We start from the raw sequence: 1,663 nt of genomic DNA, 5'->3' as shown, positions 1-1,663 counted from the left end.
ATTGTTTTTTTAGATAGTGTATCTAATATTGTTGGATGTTAAGGCGTCTAGACGTCTAAGTCAATAAAGATTGTTCTATTTATTCTATTCTCATTTCTTTTCTTTTCATGAGATACTAAAAAGATATTAAATTTGAGGAGCAAATCGGTGAGTAACGGGACCCCCGCAGTCTTTTTAGACAGAGATGGAACAATCAATATCGATCATGGCTATGTTCATAAAATCGATGATTTTGAATTTATCGAAGGCTCGATTGAAGCGATGTTAGAATTAAAAAAAATGGGTTATGCATTAGTCATTGTAACTAATCAATCTGGCATAGGCCGTGGTATTTATACCGAGGACCAGTTTATGCAGCTAACAGAGTGGATGGATTGGTCGTTAGCCGACCGCGGTGTTGACTTAGATGGTATCTATTTTTGTCCTCATCATATCGAAGCGGAAATTGAAGAGTATCGCCAAGACTGCAACTGCCGCAAACCAAAGCCAGGGATGTTACTAGATGCGCAATCATTCTTAAATATAGATATGGCTGCTTCTATTATGGTTGGCGACAAACTCGCGGATATACTAGCGGGAAAAGCGGCTAAAGTTGGTACCACTGTGTTAGTGAAAAGTGGTGAGCAGGTCACTGATGAGGCTATGGAGAATGCAGATATTGTCATTAATAGTATTGCTGAGTTACCAGAAGCCCTAAAAAGAATCAAAAAATAGTCGTTTTGAGTGATAAGTAAGCAGTCAGAAAAAAAATGCAAAAAAAGGGTTGCCAGATTTTTCTGACTCCCTATAATGCGCCACCACTGACCGGGAACAAGACAACGCAAAGCGCGATGAACACTGAAACGGCAGCGAGAGATTCTGAAAAGAAAAAGCAAAAAATTGCTTGACTCTCACAGAGGAAAGCGTAATATACGCCACCTCGCGACAACGACCTAAGTTAATAAAAACTGAGTCGAATTTCCAAAAGAAATGTCGCAACGCTCTTTAACAATTTATCAGACAATCTGTGTGGGCACTCACAGGACACTATCAAAAAAATATTTGATTTTAAGTCTTGAAGAGTGACTAACACGTTAATTCATATATATGAAATAAGGTAGTAACGCTTATTTTGGAAGGATAACGCGAAGGCAAGCAGAGATAACCCGAGACAGTACTTAGGTACGGCGAGGGGAAGCAATGTGAAGCCGACAACGTTAGCCGAACAAAAGAACGTTACGGTCAGTAAGACATTCTTTGAGCATCAAGCTACTTTTAATTGAAGAGTTTGATCATGGCTCAGATTGAACGCTGGCGGCAGGCCTAACACATGCAAGTCGAGCGGTAACAGGGGAAGCTTGCTTCTCGCTGACGAGCGGCGGACGGGTGAGTAATGTATGGGGATCTGCCCGATAGAGGGGGATAACCACTGGAAACGGTGGCTAATACCGCATAATCTCTTAGGAGCAAAGCAGGGGAACTTCGGTCCTTGCGCTATCGGATGAACCCATATGGGATTAGCTAGTAGGTGGGGTAATGGCTCACCTAGGCGACGATCCCTAGCTGGTCTGAGAGGATGATCAGCCACACTGGGACTGAGACACGGCCCAGACTCCTACGGGAGGCAGCAGTGGGGAATATTGCACAATGGGCGCAAGCCTGATGCAGCCATGCCGCGTGTATG

Annotated in this window: 1 protein-coding gene and 1 rRNA gene; both read left to right on the top strand. The window is 43.2% G+C overall.

The window, feature by feature from the left end; translation table 11 throughout:
* The first annotated feature begins 147 nt into the window (after nucleotides 1–147).
* Nucleotides 148–714 carry a D-glycero-beta-D-manno-heptose 1,7-bisphosphate 7-phosphatase gene (gene gmhB, locus OQV04_RS24485; RefSeq protein WP_129466371.1) on the top strand — a complete coding sequence of 189 codons (567 nt, stop codon included), beginning with the start codon at nucleotides 148–150 and terminating at the stop codon, nucleotides 712–714.
* A 541-nt stretch (nucleotides 715–1,255) separates the two neighbouring features.
* A 16S ribosomal RNA gene (locus tag OQV04_RS24480) occupies nucleotides 1,256–1,663 on the top strand; the annotation flags it as partial.

This window comes from Escherichia sp. Lx600-2 (assembly GCF_036662595.1).
In the GTDB taxonomy this organism is placed as follows: Bacteria; Pseudomonadota; Gammaproteobacteria; order Enterobacterales; family Enterobacteriaceae; genus Escherichia; species Escherichia coli.
Note: the sequence above shows the minus strand (reverse complement) of the source record. Positions and strands in the feature narration are given on the sequence as shown.